At 25.3% G+C, this 19,236-nt stretch carries 22 protein-coding genes; 7 read left to right on the top strand and 15 right to left on the bottom strand.

The genetic code is table 4. The features are described from left to right. Window positions 1–37 precede the first annotated feature (37 nt). Genes ACZ91P_RS13820 through ACZ91P_RS13810 form a run of 3 tightly spaced genes read left to right on the top strand, consistent with a single transcriptional unit; the run spans window position 38 to window position 2,190 of the window. Window positions 38–583: a hypothetical protein gene (locus tag ACZ91P_RS13820; RefSeq protein ID WP_465156931.1), complete on the top strand. Its 546-nt coding sequence runs from the start codon at window positions 38–40 to the stop codon at window positions 581–583. Then, window positions 553–1,185, top strand: coding sequence for a hypothetical protein (locus tag ACZ91P_RS13815; protein WP_465156930.1), 633 nt, complete (start codon window positions 553–555; stop codon window positions 1,183–1,185). Before ACZ91P_RS13820 ends, ACZ91P_RS13815 begins: the two co-directional genes overlap by 31 nt. Window positions 1,186–1,191: 6 nt before the next feature. After that, a complete protein-coding gene (locus ACZ91P_RS13810; protein WP_465156929.1) occupies window positions 1,192–2,190 on the top strand; it encodes a PTS transporter subunit EIIC in 999 nt (332 codons plus the stop codon). A 403-nt stretch (window positions 2,191–2,593) separates the two neighbouring features. Here ACZ91P_RS13810 and ACZ91P_RS13805 read toward each other — a convergent pair whose 3' ends face one another. The 4 genes from ACZ91P_RS13805 to ACZ91P_RS13790 form a co-directional block, all read right to left on the bottom strand. After that, a complete protein-coding gene (locus ACZ91P_RS13805; protein WP_465156928.1) occupies window positions 2,594–3,052 on the bottom strand; it encodes a hypothetical protein in 459 nt (152 codons plus the stop codon). An 11-nt stretch (window positions 3,053–3,063) separates the two neighbouring features. Then, entirely contained in the window at window positions 3,064–3,462 is a 399-nt protein-coding gene (locus tag ACZ91P_RS13800) for a hypothetical protein (protein WP_465156927.1), read from the bottom strand. After that, window positions 3,443–3,823, bottom strand: a complete 381-nt coding sequence (locus tag ACZ91P_RS13795; protein WP_465156926.1) for a hypothetical protein — start codon at window positions 3,821–3,823, stop codon at window positions 3,443–3,445. Before ACZ91P_RS13795 ends, ACZ91P_RS13800 begins: the two co-directional genes overlap by 20 nt. A 62-nt stretch (window positions 3,824–3,885) precedes the next feature. Next, on the bottom strand, window positions 3,886–4,170 hold the full coding sequence (locus ACZ91P_RS13790; protein ID WP_465156925.1) for a hypothetical protein: 285 nt from the start codon (window positions 4,168–4,170) through the stop codon (window positions 3,886–3,888). Window positions 4,171–5,183: 1,013 nt separating this feature from the next. Between ACZ91P_RS13790 and ACZ91P_RS13785 the strand changes: the two genes are divergently transcribed. Further along, entirely contained in the window at window positions 5,184–6,737 is a 1,554-nt protein-coding gene (locus ACZ91P_RS13785) for a hypothetical protein (protein ID WP_465156924.1), read from the top strand. 521 nt (window positions 6,738–7,258) lie between these two features. Here the strand turns inward: ACZ91P_RS13785 and ACZ91P_RS13780 are convergent. After that, window positions 7,259–8,260, bottom strand: coding sequence for an Mbov_0401 family ICE element transposase-like protein (locus tag ACZ91P_RS13780; protein WP_465156923.1), 1,002 nt, complete (start codon window positions 8,258–8,260; stop codon window positions 7,259–7,261). A 4-nt stretch (window positions 8,261–8,264) separates the two neighbouring features. Beyond that, window positions 8,265–8,582, bottom strand: a complete 318-nt coding sequence (locus ACZ91P_RS13775) for a hypothetical protein (protein ID WP_465156922.1) — start codon at window positions 8,580–8,582, stop codon at window positions 8,265–8,267. 110 nt (window positions 8,583–8,692) lie between these two features. Between ACZ91P_RS13775 and ACZ91P_RS13770 the strand changes: the two genes are divergently transcribed. Both ACZ91P_RS13770 and ACZ91P_RS13765 read left to right on the top strand, forming a co-directional pair. Then, window positions 8,693–9,214 carry a hypothetical protein gene (locus tag ACZ91P_RS13770; RefSeq protein WP_465156921.1) on the top strand — a complete coding sequence of 174 codons (522 nt, stop codon included), beginning with the start codon at window positions 8,693–8,695 and terminating at the stop codon, window positions 9,212–9,214. Between the two features lie 9 nt (window positions 9,215–9,223). Continuing rightward, a complete protein-coding gene (locus tag ACZ91P_RS13765) occupies window positions 9,224–10,429 on the top strand; it encodes a hypothetical protein (RefSeq protein WP_465156920.1) in 1,206 nt (401 codons plus the stop codon). 38 nt (window positions 10,430–10,467) lie between these two features. Here the strand turns inward: ACZ91P_RS13765 and ACZ91P_RS13760 are convergent, their stop codons facing one another. Further along, entirely contained in the window at window positions 10,468–10,794 is a 327-nt protein-coding gene (locus ACZ91P_RS13760; protein WP_465156919.1) for a S1 RNA-binding domain-containing protein, read from the bottom strand. Between the two features lie 330 nt (window positions 10,795–11,124). Here ACZ91P_RS13760 and ACZ91P_RS13755 point away from each other — a divergent pair, with 330 nt between their 5' ends. Continuing rightward, complete coding sequence (locus ACZ91P_RS13755) at window positions 11,125–11,457, top strand: hypothetical protein (protein ID WP_465156918.1); 333 nt, start codon at window positions 11,125–11,127, stop codon at window positions 11,455–11,457. Between the two features lie 36 nt (window positions 11,458–11,493). Here ACZ91P_RS13755 and ACZ91P_RS13750 read toward each other — a convergent pair whose 3' ends face one another. From ACZ91P_RS13750 to ACZ91P_RS13715, 8 genes are all read right to left on the bottom strand, one after another. Beyond that, window positions 11,494–12,399 (bottom strand): hypothetical protein, encoded by a 906-nt coding sequence (locus ACZ91P_RS13750; protein WP_465156917.1) that lies wholly within the window; start codon window positions 12,397–12,399, stop codon window positions 11,494–11,496. A gap of 120 nt (window positions 12,400–12,519) precedes the next feature. Beyond that, window positions 12,520–13,536 carry a hypothetical protein gene (locus tag ACZ91P_RS13745; protein ID WP_465156916.1) on the bottom strand — a complete coding sequence of 339 codons (1,017 nt, stop codon included), beginning with the start codon at window positions 13,534–13,536 and terminating at the stop codon, window positions 12,520–12,522. Between the two features lie 8 nt (window positions 13,537–13,544). Then, window positions 13,545–14,759 (bottom strand): hypothetical protein, encoded by a 1,215-nt coding sequence (locus tag ACZ91P_RS13740; protein WP_465156915.1) that lies wholly within the window; start codon window positions 14,757–14,759, stop codon window positions 13,545–13,547. A gap of 168 nt (window positions 14,760–14,927) precedes the next feature. Continuing rightward, window positions 14,928–15,050: a hypothetical protein gene (locus ACZ91P_RS13735; protein WP_465156914.1), complete on the bottom strand. Its 123-nt coding sequence runs from the start codon at window positions 15,048–15,050 to the stop codon at window positions 14,928–14,930. A gap of 121 nt (window positions 15,051–15,171) precedes the next feature. Continuing rightward, complete coding sequence (locus ACZ91P_RS13730) at window positions 15,172–16,353, bottom strand: hypothetical protein (RefSeq protein WP_465156913.1); 1,182 nt, start codon at window positions 16,351–16,353, stop codon at window positions 15,172–15,174. A gap of 12 nt (window positions 16,354–16,365) precedes the next feature. Beyond that, window positions 16,366–16,842 carry a hypothetical protein gene (locus tag ACZ91P_RS13725; protein ID WP_465156912.1) on the bottom strand — a complete coding sequence of 159 codons (477 nt, stop codon included), beginning with the start codon at window positions 16,840–16,842 and terminating at the stop codon, window positions 16,366–16,368. Continuing rightward, a complete protein-coding gene (locus ACZ91P_RS13720; RefSeq protein ID WP_465156911.1) occupies window positions 16,811–17,962 on the bottom strand; it encodes a hypothetical protein in 1,152 nt (383 codons plus the stop codon). Before ACZ91P_RS13720 ends, ACZ91P_RS13725 begins: the two co-directional genes overlap by 32 nt. A 36-nt stretch (window positions 17,963–17,998) precedes the next feature. Further along, window positions 17,999–19,225: a hypothetical protein gene (locus tag ACZ91P_RS13715; RefSeq protein WP_465156910.1), complete on the bottom strand. Its 1,227-nt coding sequence runs from the start codon at window positions 19,223–19,225 to the stop codon at window positions 17,999–18,001. Window positions 19,226–19,236: the final 11 nt, after the last annotated feature.

Genomic DNA, 19,236 nt, shown 5'->3' with positions numbered 1-19,236 from the left:
AGATAAGTATTATTTTTAGAAAGGAATTTTCAAGATAATGGAAAAGAGTAATGATAAATTTAATCCAGAAAAGGGTAAAAAAAGCAAGAGTATGGATTTTAAAAGTTGATGAAATAATAAGTCATTGCCAACAATGTCTAAATTAGGAAATCAACGTCATTTATCAGCAATTCGTGATGCATTTGGAACAATGATTCCATTAATTATTGCAGGAGGAATTGGTTTATTAATTGATGCAATTATCTTGGGAGGAGCTGGTTCAGGAAAAGTATCATTATTAGGACTTTTTGCCAGGGCAGCCGGATATAGTTGGGATTTAATAGGAGGTTTATTTGCTGATACATCAACTAGTTGAGGAAAAGCCTCATCAATTGGAGCATTAGCTTTTGGGCAAATTCAAATTGCAACAATTGGAGCAATGTCATTGTATTTTGCATTTTTATTAGGTTATTTCTTAGTCTTATCAAGAAATTATAAATCACCGGTTATTGCTGGTTTATCATCATTTGCCGGATTCATTATTGCAAGTATGGGACAAGAGTTTCCTTCTTTATGGATTCGAAGGGGTTATTTACCGCTTTAATTATTGGGATAGCAACAACTGAACTATTTGTTTGGTTTGGAAATATGAAAAAATTAGAAATTCAATTACCTGCTGGTGGTACACCAGCGGTGGAAAAATCATTTGCAGTATTTTTACCAATGGTTTTCACATTAAGTATTATTGGTGTTTTTAATATTTTATTTTTAGCACCAGCAATTGCATTACCAAATATTGGTTTTGAAGTTGAAGAATGAAATACTCTTGTTTCATCAGGAAACTTATGAGATCCAACATTAGGTGCAAATGTAACACTTAATAGTTTTGCAGATTTCTTATCTTCTACTTATGGTATTGAAATTTTTGCTAAACTTCCTAATGGTAGTTGAGACTTAGCAACAAAAGGAGCTGGATGGGCTTTGATTTTTGGTCAAGCTGATTTAAAAGCAGTTGAAACTGCAATTAGTAATTTTGGACTTGGAGATCAAAGCGCAATGGAAGCGTGATTTGCAAGTTTTGATCCAAGAAATGCTGATGGTTTAATGACCCAAACAGGCTGAAATTCGTTAGGTCAATTTATTTTGGCCAAAGGTGGCAATTTTGGTGGAACTATTTTAGGAAATAAAGGAATTGAATATTTATAAGCAAATATGTTTTTTTCAACTAATGCTGCTGGTGAAGCATTTTTAACAGTTTCTTTACGTTATGTAACAGTTCCAATTGCATCTAATGCATTTGGATTTGGGGCAGCCATTTACCGATTCTTTACTTCATCATTTATTGGTTTTGCCAGAGGGAATGGTGGTATAGAATTAGCAGTTCTTTATGTATTCTTTATTTCATTCTTCTGATTCTTTGGAGTTCATGGTTCAAACATTATGGCGGCTATTTTTGAACCAATTTGATGAATGATTATTGGAGTTAATACAGCATTAATTTCGGCGGGATTATCAGCAAGAACAAATTTAAATGATCAAGTTGGAATCTTTGGAAAACCATTCTTTGATATTTATATGAATATTGGAGGATCAGGAGCTACATTAGGATTATTAATTATGGTCTTAATTTTATCTCGTCGTCGTGAATTAAAAGAAGTTTTAAAATATGCACTACCGGCAGGATGTTTTAATATTAATGAACCAGTTATTTTTGGATTTCCATTAGTATTAAATCCAACTTATCTTGTGCCATTTATTTTATCACCAATGACTGCAATAATAATTGGTTGAGTGGCAACAGGACTTTTACATATTGTTAATGTTGTCTATGTAACGGTTCCTTGAACAACACCTTGATTTTTAAGAGCACTTTTAGCAACTGTTGACCCAATGGCGATTCTGATTGCACTAATTTGTTTTGCTGTTTCAACAACAATTTGGATTCCATTTATTTTATTAGATAATTATACTTATTATCGTAAATTGAAAAAAACAGATCCTGTTGCATATGAAGAAGAAATGAAATATTTGCATGATAAAGAATATCGTAATCAGGTTAAAGCAGAAGCAAAAGCTGAAAAACAAAAAGCAAAAGAAGAATTAAAAAAAGCTCGGGAAGCAAAAAAAGCATTAGTATCATCTGCTTTTTGGCCTTGAATGGTTGTAACTACTCCTTTATTAATAATTTCTAAAATTTTATTACGTTTATAAGCAACCTCAGTATTCATTGCTTGTTCAATATCAGCAGCCCAAAGATTAGGGTTAAAATCACTTTCTACAGGGTCTAATTTACGAGCAAAAGTTAAAATTGTATTTAATTGAACAATTCCATCATCAAATTCTACTTCTGAATAATTTAATAATTTATCATCAGTATTAAATACTTTCCCATCTTTACCAGAACCTTCATTATATTTAATATTTTTCTTTCTTTTATATGCTAAACTAAATTTACTTGCATCTTTTCATGCAAATAATGCTTCTCAACTAAATTTTTGTTGATAAGTTTGTAAATATCATTGTTCAAATGTTTCTCGATCTCGTTTTCTTGCTTGATTAGTAATATCTCCGAAAATTCTTTGTGGGTTTTGTGCCATAATTTACTTCCTTCTTTCTATTTATTAAATACATTGTCTGTATCTAAAATATTGTTTTCTTTGTTTTCTACTTTTGGTACGCCCCCAGTATTAACTGTTTGTACCTTAATTAATTCATCATAAACACTTTGCAATTGTGTTTTAATGATTTCAATATCATCAGTAATATCATAAGACTTTAATAAAACATTTTTAAATTCTTCATTATCAGTTAAAGAATTAATAAAGTCAATTACTTCAATTTGTTTTAATTGAATTGTTTGTTCTTCAATTTGTGAAGTTAATTCAGTATTTTTTGTTTGTAGTTCGTTGATTTGCTGATTATTATTTTCTAAATTACTTGCATTAAATTCTTCAACTTCAGCAGTATTTTCTAAAATAATTTCAGCAGTTTTAATATCTAAACTACCATCTTCATTTTTAATAGGTTCACTATTTTCATTAATAAGAACATATTTTACATTTTTTAATGCCATTGTTTTTCCTCCTATTTTTTAATATTTGTATTTGTTCTTTTTCTAATCAATTTTTGTATAATTTCAAAACTGTTTGCTCTAAAAGACAAAAAATAGCGTTTAGTTTTTATATTTAACTGATTAAATACTGAGCCTTTAATTTTTATCTCATCATCTTTTTTTAATTTCAAAAACTCAGTTAAAATAGATGGGTTATATATTGATGATGTTGAGTAATTTAATCCTTCTCACTGACATTTAGCCGAACAAGCATCAACTTCAACACCACCAGCAACCAGTGCCTTAATCTTAGTTTTAATCGGATTTTCATGTAATATAACAGTTAATTCTAACTTATTAACTTTTTTATTTTTTATTTTAGGTTTATTAGTTATTGATTTTTTAGGTAAATTACTTTTTGTTTGTGCCATTTTTATCAACTCCTTTTGCTAAAAAATACTGTAAATGTTTTCAAGCATCGTGTTCGTGCTCTGACATTTTAATATTTCCTTTATAAATATAATTTTTCTTAATTACTGGTGATTGTAAAATATATTTTAAATTAAATAGATATTTGCATAAAACTTTTAAACCACCAATAAATTTAGGAGTAGATAATGGATTTTTTATTTTTAAACCCTTATGAAGTTGATAATCTTCAATTATTACAATAACTTTATTTAAATAAGAACAAATTTTATTTTTAAACTCATTTAATATTAAATACATATTATTTATTGCTTCTTCATTTTTGAAATTAAAAGTAATATTATTAATTATTTTCTTTTGCAAAACATTATAAATAATAATACCAGTTTGTCCAATTCCAGCAGGGTCAATTGCAATAATATATTTTAATTTATTTGTTTTATTTTTTTATCAATTTGTAATATTTTTCATCCATCGGATGCTAAATCTAAAATATCGTTAATTTTATAATATTGCATATATGAAACAATAATATCTCACTTGTCTTTAAATAAATTTAAGTACATTTTGGCTCATTCTAAACATTGCAAATCATAATTCTTTTTATAATCTGAAATACGACAATTAATAGGTTGACAATTAACTCAATCAAATCATGTTGTTATTTCATTTCAAGTTTTATTAATATATTTACTTTTATATTCTGTCATTTATCTATACTCCTTAATTCTTTTTATTTGTTGCTCAAATTTCATAATTAAATATCATTTACTGTTACCAGATAAGCTTCTATCATTAATTCTTGTAATTTATTTTTAATTTTTTTATTTCATTTTTTCATCAAATATTTTCCTTTCTGTAAAAAAACATAATATTCCTTTATTGGTTAATATTTTGATATTTAGTAAATAATTTATTTTAATATTTAATTACTTCGCCGTCCGCTCCACTTTGAAGGTAAGCGGGGGCGGATAGGATATTTTGATAGAGTTTACCCCCATACGGAAATAAACAAAAAACAGTTTACCCAGTTATTAATTACGCTTCATCCATCCCTACACAACTTTATATAAAGAAAATAACCTTTTGGAGTTCCAATCTTCTTGTTTTTTTAGTGTCCGATATTGTTTTTTCGGTTTAACAACACTCTTTTTATGAAAACAAGCCAAAAAACACATGCTCTGACATTTCGCAAGTGATTAATCTTGCCGAAAATTAAAGAAATAAATAGGAGTAGTAAATCCAATCGCTTTCACACTTTCTTTAAGGTTTCGTGCCATAGATGAGTTATCCATCTTTAAGCATCAAAAAATATTAAGTTTTAAAGATTGAATTTTGGATTAATCGTTAGATAGTATCTTTATTTTTTTTATCTCATTATCTTTTTTAATTCTTTGTTTATTAAATATATTTTTTAGTAATTATATTTAACAATTAACTAACAACTAAATAAAACAATTATTCAAAATTTTTTAAGAAAAGAAAGGATGGATTTTTCTGAAAAACATATTTTATTAAGTGTAAAAGATACTATCTAACGATTAATCCAATAAATATAAGTATTTTTTACAAAATAAAAAGCACTTTATTCTTTTTCAATAAAGTGCTACATTTGCATTTACAATTTACAAATAAGCGCTGTAAACGAAAATGCTGATTTTAATACAGCAGAAGATGAAAAACTAAATTTTTCTTTTTTAGATGATGAATTTTTGAATTCATCATGAACATCAGAGAAACCAATGACAAGAAAACAAAAAAACTTTATAATAAATGAAGTGAAATGCATCAACAAGCACTTAATATTAAACAAATGGTAGAAGAAGAAGTAGAAATAGCAGAAGTAAAACCTAAATTCATTAAAAAGAAAGAAAAAATTTATAATGTTCTTGCTAAACAAGCAAATGGATTAGTAAGAAAATTAAAGTTAGAACCAGAGCATGAATTAAAATTAATGCGTATTGATGAAATATTTAGTAATAATTCACAAGCCACAGTTGATTTTCTTAATGATCAAATTTTAGCAACAGATAATAATGTAATTGATAATGTCTTGAATGACAACATTAATGAATCATCAGAAAATATTAGTTTAGAAATTAATACTTTTAATAATGTTGTAGATAATGGTAAAACAAAAAAAGAGATAGAAATTATGAATAACAATATTAAGCTAGCAAACCAAGAATCACAAGGGACAGTAATTATATTTATTCCATCTGATCATAATATTGATAAATTAAAAGGAGAATTATTACCTGATATTAAAACATCAGATGATGAAGAAACAAAAACAGATAATGTATCAGATAATTATGATTACCCTTTTGCTGAACTAGCCGGGTTAGATGATTCACAAGTTGGGCATCTTGATAAAATTGATTCAGTTGCAAATGAAGATAATTATGATGATGAAATACAATCTTCTGAAAACAATGAGCTTTCAGACCTATCAGTTGAACAACAAACAGTAGAACAAATAGAAAATAATATGGCAACGCTAGTTGAAGATGAAATCTTAAGAACTAATGAAGTAAAACCCGAGCATGAGATAAAAAATGATGCAATTAATTTAGAATTAACTCCTGAACCACTAGATACAACAGAACCAAACAATGTGGAAGCAGATATGTTTAATATCTCAATGAATGAAAAACAAAATACTATTTTAACAGAAACAGAAGATAGTGTACCTGCAGAAATATTTACAACAGATGTTAAAAGAACAAATCAATTAGAAGTTAACGCAGATGAATTAAATAAGAATAAAATAGAAGATCATCAAAGTCATTTATTACATGATGTTGTTACAAATGAAACAAATAAATCGTTGCAACCAGAAATTCGACCAATTTTAAAAGACGAAGTATCGTATAGTTTAGATGAATTAGATGATAAAATTATGAATGGTGATTTTTCAAATTTAGATGATGAAGTAATTGAATACTTTAATCAGGAAAAGCCAGAACCAATTAAGGAAACACCATTTGTAGAAGAACCACCATTACAACAAGTTATTTCAAATGATTTTGAATATCGTTTTGAAAAAATTGAAGAATTAATTAAGGATTCAATTAACTTATATACAACATACACAAAAACATTAGGAGAAGTGCAAAATCACTTAAAAAATTTAACTTTAAAAGTTGAATCGTTAGAGGCAAAATCAGCAGATTTTGCAAAAAAATTAACGATGTTGAAACTAAAAAATATATTAAGCATCACGGTGTTGTACCAATTGATCAGTTTTATCCTCAAATTAGTGATATTAACTTAGTATCAACACGTTATAATTTATATAATAAAAAAGGTTATTCTAACACATATGGTGTTGCTAACTCAAGTGAAAGTTCATATGGTTTAGGCAATTATTATCGAACTAAAAATAGTAATTTATCTCAAGAAGAAATAAGGGAAAATAATAATCAATTTGCTGATTATAATCATCTTAATTTACATAATATTTCTAAATATACTAAACAAGATATTCCATTTGAAACAAATTGTTCATTTTGTAAAAAGAATAACAAATAAAAATTATTATTTTATTGGTTAATATTATAAATAAATTTATTAAAAAAGGGTAGTATTCATTATTCTTAGGTTTTTAATAAAATTAAGTAATTAGAAACAAATTAAGTTTCGCTTATGAGTAAATGATAACAAAATTTATAAAAAATTCAACTTTTTTTAAAAATATAATTTTTAGTTGAAAAAATAATTTATAAAATTATGAATTTTGACATACTAAAAAATACTTTTTAAAGTTATTGCTAATTTTAAAAGGTTTTTTATTTTTTATAAAGATAAAAATTGATTTTGAGATTGATTTAAATTAAATATATTAAATTCAATCTTTTCTTTATTTTTATTAGTTTTATCAACTTTCTCATCATTAATTTGATTATTAAGTCTTAACATAGAAGCAATTAACATATTGATAAATGTTTCTTTACAATATATTTTTGCGCCTCGCCCTTTAACAGCCTTAATATAATGCGATACATCACCTTCAACATGACAACCAATATTATATTCTAATGCTTGATTTTCAATTCCTTCTTTATTATTTTTAATTAGTTCAATAGTTTCTAATAAAAATTTCTTTTTATTATCAATAACATAAGGTAAGTGACACATTAAAAAATCTAATAATACTTTATAATTTCCAGTAAAAAAATATATTTTTGATAATTTATATTTTAATCTATGAATTCGGTTTTTCTTACGATTTGGGAATAATTCTTTAAATCTTTTTACTAAATGAAATCTATCTAAACTATATGATACAGTGTTATTTTTATATTTTGCTTTTATTGCTTTATAAATTTTTTTAATTTGTTTTTCACCATCACTTAATATTAATATTTTAGTATCTTCATTAATATCATAAGTATCCATTGATTTAAAAATTTTATCAATAAAATTATCAATATTAGATTTATTATTTTTATTCTTATGATTTTTATTCATCATTTGGAAAACGCCTTTTTTCTTTTTCATTTTTATTTTGGTTTTTGTTGACTTTTCTTCATCAACACCAACATGCATAGTTGAAAAAAACATTTTATTTTCAACTCTTTTTTTATTTTCTCGCATTGGTTCAAAAGCACCGTCAATTTGAATATATAAAACATTATTTGGAATTTTAATTTTATTGTTATTTTTATTACTAATGTAATCGGTTTCTTCTAAATCGGCATTTTTAAAAATATTATATATTGTTCTTTCACTAATATTTGCATTCTCTGTTGTATGTAAAATATCTTTATATCTTTTTCCATCACCCAAAAAAGACATATATTTATTTTTTAAATTTTTTTCAATTCTTTCGTATTTTTTTTAAACCTAATTCTTCGTCTAAAGGATAACGATTTATATTTTCTTTTTTTTCTTCATCATATTTAACATATAATCTTCTTTTTAAAGGGATATCCCCATCTTCTGTTTTAATTGTTTTTGGTAATTTTGATACAACTTTATATCTTTGTAATATTTTTCCTTGTTGATATAATTTAAATATCTCATTATCTCTTTCAATCAAGAAATTTTTAGTTTCATTGTTTGTTTCTATTATTTTATCCTTTTTATAATCTTCTAATAAATTTTGTTTTAATTCCATTTTATAATTTCCTTTCTTCATTAAATAAATTATTTTAAATTATGCTAGTTAATAAATTATGATATTTAATACTTAATATTATTTTATCAAAAATGGGGGGTGCATTAAAAATGCAGGATTTTACCAAAATTAATAACAAAAAACGAATTACTAGTTATGAACATTTAAATAAAAAATATGATTTAAATTTTAGTGACTATAATTTTGGTTTTGATTGAGAAATATTTAAAGATTTTGTTGGTGATAGTTATGCAAGATATTTTACTTCGCCAAGTTTTTTTAAATTTGTTTCAGCTGGTTGGGGCACTAATAAAACATGAAATCATTTAGCCGAAAAATTATTTTTTGCCTGTAATTTTACCGATTCTTCATCTAACATTTTACGAAGATATGCCAACACACACGAAGATACTACATTTGGCGATACAATTAATGTATGTAATTATCTATACGATAAATATGGCATCAATATAGGACCTGAAAATGAAAATGGCATTGTTTGACCTAAAAATGTTAAAGAAGGTGGAGAGATTGTTTTTCCTAGTGGTGTTCGCATTGCTTTTGCGGGTTATGCTAATGGTAATAAAATTATGGGAAAAGTTGGTAAAGGTAGTGGTATTATATCGGCGTAAACAGATGAAATGATACATGCTGAAGAAAAAGAAATTTTAACTGATAAAGAACTAGATAAAAGATATAATAATTTAAGAATTTCAATGTTTCGTTCTAAAAGTTTAAAAGTATCTTATGAAAAATACACGGATGAAAATGATAATGAACAATATAATTTAGATAATCCTATTCCAGTAAAAGAATTATCTTGGACATTTCAAGAATGAGACAACATAGCAAAACAATACATAACAGTAACAACATATTTTCATAAAACATATTCTAATCAATTTACTTTTAATCCTTTTGATAAATACCATGTCTTTTATGAAAAATTTGTAACTCCACATTTACCCTTAAATGAAAGAATTAAAAATATTTTAAAAGAACACAATCAAGTATATTTAGAAAACAAACAAGCATTTAATGGTTTGGGTATTTTTAATTTACGATTAACAATGGGTGCTGTTTGAAATAAAATACCTAATATTACTAAAAAACTTGTTTTAACAAACAAAGAAGAACGACCTGATTTATTTGAACTTGAATACTACGGATTTGAATATAACGATAATGACCCCAGTATTTATGTTTTACGAAATTATCGTAAATATATTAAAGAGTATAATTTACAAGATTTTTATAATTCCAATACAAAACAGTATCAATTTGATAGTTATTCAATTGGTGTTGATTATGCTAACGGTAGTGAAGACCATACGGTATTTTTATTTAGTGGTTATAAAATTAATAAAAATAATGAATATGATAAGTATTTAATTGAAGAAAATGTTGTTACACCAAAAAACGCAATGAATTTAAATGAAATAGTTGAACATTACGGACAATGAATAATTAATACATTTGATAAATTTGATGGTTTTGAATATGCAACATTTCATTATGATATTAATGCCCACGACTTTATGCAAAAATTACAAGAAGATATTTTCCCTTATTTAGGCTATAAAATTAAAATGTTTAAAGCCAAAAAACATCAGACATCTCTTAATAAAGAAGCAGGTATAATCAATCGCGTAACATGAATAAGAAAAATGTTTGTTCAAGGCAAAATATATGGTATGTTAGATAACTTCCCATTTTTAGATAAGTGCATTAGTGAACTAAGATTTAGTGATACCAAAACAAACACACCCGATAGTAAAATGTACCATGACCCATATGATGCTTTGTTTTATGGTTCTTATCCATATCGTTTTAAAATGGGAATATAAAAAGGTTTTAAAAACCTTCTAAAATTTATAAATTTTATTTACTTTTTATTTATTAAATAATTGGTATTTAATGTTTTTTCTAAATTAGGTGATTTTTCTTGTTTTTCATTAATATCATCATTTTTTAATAGTTCAGAATGACAATTTTTATAACTTAATTTAAGATGTTTTCTAACTGTATTAAAATCAAGTATCTCAACTTCTATTTCATTACCAACAGTGAAAAAATCTCTAATATCTCTAACAAAGAAATCTGAAATCTCACTAATATGAATTAAACCATCAGCCTTTTCTGCTCTACAAAAAGCACCATAAGGTGTAATGTTAGTTATTTTAACATTAACTTTATTTCCTTTTTTATACATAAAATTAAATATACTTCTTTTCTTTAAATGCATTAATTATATCATTAAGACTATAAAAATCATTTGCAGGAATTGGGCGAGCGGTTGATTTTCTTAAATTTTTGTGATAAAATGACTTACAAGTTAAAAAAGTTTTGAGATTTTTTCAAACAAATTTGGGAACCTTTATAAAATTCTTCGCTTAACGCTTAGAATTTTTCCCAAGTATTTTGAAAAGCGCGGCAAAAGTTTTTTTAAACTTTAAGTAATTTTTCGCAAAACTTATGGAAATCACCGCGAGCCCAGATTATATCAATATCAAATAATAAATTTGAGTAAAGGAATGATGGTATGAGATATTTAATTTTATCAATAAGGTGTTTTCCCCTAAAAATAGGTCAAGCAATAATTGATTATAAAACAGAAAGTGATGAAAATAATTCCAATGATATATTTAAAAATAATAATAAATACACTATATTTTTATGGTGTACAGACGAAACTAATTTAAATTTTGATAAAGTATATAATGTTGTTTACTCATTATTTTATTTGAAATATAAAAATATGATGAATTTAAAAAAATTTTCAATCAAAAGAATTGAATGAGAAATTTATTCAAAAGAATGAGATAAAAAATATATTTTAGATAATAAAAAATATGATAGTTATTTTATAAATTAAAAAGTTATTTTTAGAATGTAGTCTAAAAATAACTTTTTATATTTCTAATGTAATTAATGATAATTTTCCATTGTTTTTATTAAATAATTCTAAATTATTAATAGTAATTTGTTTATTTTGTGTAAAAATTATAATATCATAATTTCCATATCCTCATATTCCCGATATTTCAATTTTATTTAAAACATTAATATTTTGTGAAAAAAGTATTTTCATATTATTTTCAACAAAATTATTAATTAAATTTAATCATTCTGATTTTGAATATACTGTTCCTTTTTTATGATAGGCATATAATTCATTTAAAACTTGTTGTACTTTATCATTAGAAATTATTAAATTAGTTAAATATTTACCATATTCGCCATCTGATAATTTAATTTTAGCAGGAATAAGAGAAGGAATGTTATTTGTTTCTAGTTCATTTGTTACGGATAATCAATTAAAATAATTTGCTTCTAATTGATAAATAGGATTTTCTGAAATATCATTATTTATAACTTTTATATTACTTGTTTCCATTTCATAATAATTCTTATTTTTTAAATCAGAAAAATCAAAATATGATGATTTTAACTGTACTATACAATCTTTAAACTCGTAGTATGCTTCTTTTCCTTTGCCTTCTTTAATTTTTGGCTCAGAAAGTAACTCAAAATAATAAGGAGAAACTAATTTAATATCATCATTATAACCTTTCATATTACTATATACATAATTTGACAACATATATACAACTTGCTTAAATCTTTTTACTGCAATATCAGATAAATAAGTTGGATTATTAAACTTTCAGTTTTCAAATAAACCATCAATAACATTTTCGGGTTTTTGTCCTTCGAATAATTGTTTTACTATTGCACTTTCATTTGTGGGATTACCTTTTTCATCATATTTTGCACCGCGAAATTTTCTATCATAATTATAACGATATGTTAACATATCTCTTAATACTTCTTCTAAATCTCCGTTTAGAGGAGAAGATTGTATTTCGATTAATAAATCACCATATTGAGGAAAATTATTTTGTCATATTGGTGGAAGTAATGAAATAGATGGTGTTTATGGCATTTTATCAGGTATTTTAACATCATATGAATATTTGCCAGGAGGATTATAATATGCAACAATATTACCTTCTAAAATTCTTGCATTTTTAATCACTTGTTTTCTTGGTTCTTCATCATGGTCACCAATACTAACTAAAATTAAACAATCATTTGGAGTAGAAAAATGTCTTGCTATTTCAAATGGTAAAAAACTATATCCTAATCAATATTGAAATATTCGTACATTAGGATTTGTTTCAATTGGCATTGATAATAATGGTACTAAACTAGCATTTTGAATAATAGATTGTGGATAAGAATAAACATCATTGATATTACCTCAACACTTAATATTTCCAAACAACATTGATTTAGGGTATTTAATTTCAATCCCAGTAAATACTGTATCTTTGGGTAATGATTTTTGTAATACTAAATGAATACTATTTTGGTTTTTTCATTTAAAATCAGTCACCTTAACTAAATGAGTAGATTTAATAATATCAACACCATCAGGTGAATAAGGGCGTTTGTATTCTTCAATGATATAGCATTCATTTTTGTTATCTTCACTAATTGGTTCATTAATAGATACTATTTTTAAGTCTAATGTTTCTAAAAATTCTTTGTCTTGTTTTGAAATATTATTAATTAAAATATCTTTTTCATCAATCATTACATAACTAGTGCTATTATCTTGAACTGTAGTATTTTGTTGAATTTGTAATTTAAAATTAAAGTCGCTAATTTCATAACCCGTTATTTTAATATATTCATCTTTGTCAATAAAACCTATTTTAACGCTATTTTGAGAATAGTTTAAGGTTGGTTTTTGTTTTGTCTTAACAAGATTATTAATTTTATAAATATATAAGGTTTTTGCACGGGCTTCTGTAAATAATTGTTCTAAATCAGGGTCGCTGTACTGCGATTGACTAGCAAAATCTAACGGAATACTATCAATTGAATAGTCAATTGGTTCATCATTTTCTGCTAATTGTGCTAACATTTTTTCAGATGGTTTTAACATTATTCTTGTTATCCTTCTTCATTAGGCATATTGATAATAGTTTCGTTGTTTTTTAATTGTCTGTTTAAAGTAGCATTTACTGGTAAGCGAACATCAACAATTAACTCGTCAATATTTTTAATAGTGAATGTTCTACTATTTAAAATAGCATTATCATATTTAATTAACTTAATAATAAATTCAGTTAATTTAATTTCTCTAATATATATCATTTGTTCGTATAATGCGTTTGTTTGAATATTTACACCAGCAACTTCTGCCTGAGTTTGTTGTGCTCCCTTAGCAATGGCGGGAACATGATGTCGATTTATTTTATAGTAATTTGTTAATAATCAATCATATATTTTAGTTAATTGCTCACCTTTAAAATTACCAGCAATATAGTCTACTGGTTGAAAATTACTATCAGGGTCTCCTTCAACTAATAACAAGTCATTTTCAATAAATGAAGCCAACATTTTACTAATTTCTTGGTCAACTACACCAGTCACGCCGTTAGTATTAATGGTAAATTTACCACTATTTAATAATGGGTCTAACATAATCTTTTCCGTAATAATATCTAAAATACTAGCAAATTGTTTACCATAACGAGCAGAAGGTTCAAAATTAGGATTATTAGGAATAATTTCAATTGGAATAAAATTAAGTGGTAATATTTCTTCTCTTTGTAATGTTGTATAGTTATTTCATTTAGCATCATCAATATATAAGTCGGTAATAGTACTGTATAATCGTGTTTTTAACTTTCTAATAACTTTTATTTGTTTAGTTACATAATCAATTTCTAATTTTTCAGTAATAAAAACACTCTGGTCATTTTTAATATAAGGGTCATAATCAAAAGTACAAGATACTAAATTACCTAATTCATCATACTGGTCATTATAAAAATCAATAGTAATAAAATTAAGTTTTGAATTATTAGCAAAAATAAAATATGCACCTTTACCATTCTTATTAGTAAAGTCTTGCATTTTTAAAAAGTTATTAATTAATTTAGTATCTATCTGTTTATTATTAATTGGATTATAAATGCTAATTTCTAAATCACGTGGATTTAAAAAATTAGCATTATCTTCACAAATTCTTTTTTCTAAAATCTCATTATGTTTTTGAACAGTAACATTTTTACGATTAGTAATCGTTGATGCTAAATTAAAATAATAACTATCAATATCATATCGTTTTTTTAATTTCTTTTTTGCTGGTAACATTCCCATTTATAACACCTTTTTATTTTGTGTCTTCTTTTTTAATAACATCTTCAATACTATCTTGTTTTTTATCTTTTTTAAAAAATTCAAAAATTTTATCAATTAAATATACTAAAACACCGCTAATAAGTAATGATAAGCCAATATAAAAATATTTTGGTCATGAAATTTCAATTACTTTAAATGCTTTACAAAAAATAACACAATTGCACTTATTATTAAAATTGCTCCTAATCCCCAAATAAATATTTTGCGAATTAATAATAAAATTTCTGATTTATACTCTTTTAAATTCATTTATAACACTCCACTTTCTTTCTAAATTATTTTTTTCTTTTAATAAATTAGCATTCATTTGTAATTAATTATTATTTTTAATTGTAATATTTTTATTAACCATAATTTTATCTTCGTTAATTTATTGTAACTCTTCTAATTTTAGAATTGTTGGTGAATATTCATCACCTGTCATTGAAATTATTACTCTATGATTATTAGGAGAATTATCTGCACTTAAAAAACCAATTCTTGTTGCCCCACCTTTTCCCAAGGCCAAACTAGTTGAAATAGTTTGCAAACCACCACCATTATTTTTACATTCAAAACAAGTTGTTATAACAAAATCTGCGGTTGGTCGTTCTCAAATAAAATGAACTTTATATTTTTTCCCTAAAATAAATTTATATTTAATTACTTTTTCGTTTACTCTTTCTCCAACTTCTTTTCACTGCTCAATATTTTCTTTTAAAGCATAATGTTCATTAATATATTTAGTAGTTGGTAATGTGTCATCTGTTGCTTCTAGTCCGGTCGTTTTGTTTGTTTTAATAACACTAAAATCTGCAACTTGGTTATTATTTTGAAAGCTTGGGTTTCATATTCTTAATTCACCAGTTTCAGTATTAAAATCAGCATTATTACGCTTACTAGCATTTGACATTAAAGTAATTTTATTTTGTTTTAAATCTGAAACCACAATTTCTCCATCATTATTTTTAATAATACTTTTATTATCAAATGGAACACTTATTTCATTTTTGTTATTTTTAATAATACTTTTATTATCAATCTTAGTTTTTTCTTTTTCTAATAAAGCATCAACTTCTAATTGAGTATAATATGCTTTTAAATCTATCATCGTTAAATCAATACTTTCTTCTTGAAAAGTACGAAACACTTTCTTTAAAGTTGTTAAATTAGCCAATGATTTTGCATAGCTAGGCAATAGACCTTGTCATGTTGCCATAGGGTCATTTTGTGAAGAATAATTAATATCACCAACACTCATATTTGCCGAAGTAAAAAACTCAATCGGAATCCGGTTAAATGTTCAATGCTCAATCGTAATAAACACCATATTAATACAAATTTTCTTTAATAATGGGTCTTTAAATGTTTCAAATTTTAATTTTGAAAATGGATAGTTTAAGTAAGAATTAATCATATTTTGGGCTCTTAAAGCAAATGTTTTAAATCATAATTCTACATCACCTTTAAAGAACTTATTATAACGAACTGGAACTTGTGTAATTTTACCTGTCATTGGATTAAAATTATTATAATTTTCCAAAGTAACATTTTGTCATAATTCATTTAACATTTAATCATCTCTTTATCATTTACTTTTTTTAGAATATATTTTATTTAAAATAAACTTTTTACTATTTAATAGTGTTTTTGTTTTAATTGTTTTGTTTAAATATTGTTTTGTTCTGAGTTGTTTATATGCTTGAAATACTAGTCCATTACCCAATAAACTAGTAACCGCACTATCTTCTAGCGTATTTAACAATTTATCTTTATTAAAGTTATTTTTAAATTGTTCTTGCATTTTTAATATCTTAGCAATTGTCCGATATATTTTAAAACTATCTTTTACTACTTGCTGATAAGCAAGTGGGGCAAAAGAAACTAAATTAAACAAACTTGTTTTTTTAAATCCCCAACCAATAAACCACTCACTGTTCATATAGAATTTAAACGGTTCGGGAGCCAAAACAAACTGTTCTGCTTTGATTAAAGTTGTCATAACAACAATAGGGCCATATTTAGGGTTTTTATAATATATTGTTAAAGCAACTTCGCCCACAACTGATAATGGAACAATTTTTACTGCTAAAAAAAACATCAGAACCATAAGCAAAAGGTAATAATTGACCTTTTTGAATGGCCTTTGTTTCAAATTTAGACAATATTTTTTTAGTTTTATCAGTAATTTTATTAATTACTTTTTGTTTAATAGTAATTATTTGTTTTTCAATTGGGGCTAATAATTTTTTAGTTACTTTTTGAATATAAAAATTTGGGTTTAAATGATTTAAAATTTTATTTAATTTAATTGGTGTTTGATGCAAAATATTTAATAATTTATTATTATATATTTTACTGCCGCGCATTAAATTAGCATTTAATAGTAGATTTTTACCAACACCTTTTTTATGAAGATTAGTCATAATGTTATATCATTCATTAGTACTAATTTTGCTTATTTTATCAATATTTAATCCATATTCTGATAATCATTTATTGGCATTTTTTTCATTTACGCGTGGTATTTTTTGAACCAATGTAGGGCTTATTTTTTGTATATTTTTTTCAATTTTTAATAAATTATTAATTGTTTCTAAATCAGAAACTTTAAAACCTTTATAAAAATCATTTCGTGCTAATTTTCTAATTGTATATAACAAAGTCTCATTATTAGCTTGTTTTGTAAAATCAAATATTAATTTATCAGATAAAATCTTTTTACCTGTAACTTGTCTGACAGCATCCTCTAAGTTATTAGCATTTATTATACCTAATTTTTCAAGTAGTTTAGTTTCTTTTGCTAATTTTAAAATTCTAGTTGTTCGAGCAGCACGCGTTAATTTACCAACACCGCCAATTGCTGGTAACAAATTTAAGACAGTACTTTTTGCAGTTACTTCTGATGTTAAACTATCATATATTTGATTTACGGCAAAATCGGTTGCTGTTTCTACTCCAAATGAGATAAAGGCTGCGGCAAAATTAGATAATCCCGCACCAAGACCAACAGCCGAAGCAATACCACCAGTTAAAACTGATAAACCAAGGGCTAAAACTTGAATTCCTAAAAATTCTAATAACTGTAAACCAAAAATTTTTTCTTGTTGTTGGATTGACAATCTAGTTGGATTTTTTTTAACAACATAAATAAAGGCTGTTTTAGATGTTCCAATTGGCATATCTATCAAACGAAAAAGTACTATTTTTTAGTACTATTAAGAATTTTTAATTTTAACATCAATTGGTTTTGTTTGACCAGTAGCGTTATTTTTACCTTCAATTTGAACAGAAACGGTTTTATCATTTGTAATATCAATAGGTCAATCTTCACCTTTGCTTTCAATAAAGTAATCAAAATCACTTTCATTTAAAGAACTATTTATGACTTTTACTGCTTTTAAAACAACATTTTTAAATTGTGGTTTTAACTGTTCTGCTGTTGTTTGTGTTGGATTTGCAACATGAATAGTTGGTTTATCTAATTTATTAATTTTACTAATATCAGTTTTTGTAACAATGTGTTTAATAATTCCTTTGGGTTCAACTACTGCTTCACCTAAATATAAAACTCTTTCCATAATCAAAGTATTACCCATACCAGTACCTAACGCAGCAGCACCAACTCTTAACGGAGTATGATCTTTTTTACGTAAAATAAGCGGGTCATATTTTTTGCTAAATTTAAAGGCAATTGCATTAACACCTTCTGGTAATAGTTTAATTGTTCCTTCTGAACCATCTTTATTAATAATTGGTAATTTTTTAGGAACCATATAGTATGTTGTTCCTTCAACAGTTTTCATTGCTCCGCTTGTTTCAATTACATTGTTTATTTGGTCGTTTGCTCCAAGTTGTAACTGTAATTTATTACGAATTCCACGAATAAAATCAGCCGAACCTAATACAACTGTTTCTGATGGAGTAAAGCCATTTTCATATATTTTATCCATAATTTCATCATGAATTTGTAAAGCATTTGTATCATCTGCTTTTTGGCCTTGAATAGTTGTAACTGTTTCTTTATTAATAATTTCTAAAATTTTATTGCGTTTATAAGCAACCTCAGTATCCATTGCTTGCTCAATATCAGCAGCCCAAAGATTAGGATTAAAATCACTTTCTACAGGGTCTAATTTACGAGCAAAAGTTAAAATTGTATCTAATTCAACAACTCCATCTTCAAATTCCACTGTTGAATATTTTAGTAGATTATCATCAGTATTAAATACTTGACCGTTTGCTCCCAAACCTTCATTATATTTAATATTTTTCTTTCTTTTATATGTTAAACCAAACTTTTTGGCTTCTTTTCACGCAAATAATGCTTCTCAGCCTAATTTTTGTTGATAAGTTTGTAAATATCATTGATCAAATGTTTCTCGGTCTCGTTTTGTTGCTTGATTAGCAATATCTCCGAAAATTCTTTGTGGGTTTTGTGCCATAATTTACTTCC

The organism is Spiroplasma endosymbiont of Halictus nicosiae (assembly GCF_978018445.1).
Note: the sequence above shows the minus strand (reverse complement) of the source record. Positions and strands in the feature narration are given on the sequence as shown.